Below are 228 nucleotides of genomic sequence, written 5' to 3' on the forward strand. Positions count from 1 at the left end.
AAAAGATCAGCTTCCTTTAAAATGGTGTTTACCACAAACCCATCTTTTAGGAGCTGATCTTTTGTCTAGTATAACCTATTCCGAACGAATTAAAATCGAAACCTTTTGTGAACTAGGGCTGTCCAATATCCAAATGGGCGTTCGGCTGAACCGATCACCGTCAACAATTTCTTATGAATTATCTCGATGTCAACCTTATCAGGCTGAATTAGCACAAACAGATGCCGA

1 protein-coding gene is annotated in these 228 nt (G+C 39.5%); it reads left to right on the forward strand.

What is annotated here, in order from left to right; genetic code table 11:
• Window positions 1-61: 61 nt before the first annotated feature.
• Window positions 62-228 (forward strand): helix-turn-helix domain-containing protein (locus tag FAY32_RS14545; RefSeq protein ID WP_143445915.1); only part of this gene is annotated, 167 nt, incomplete at its 3' end.

The sequence above is a fragment of the Levilactobacillus enshiensis genome, assembly GCF_007115095.1.
GTDB lineage: Bacteria > Bacillota > Bacilli > Lactobacillales > Lactobacillaceae > Levilactobacillus > Levilactobacillus enshiensis.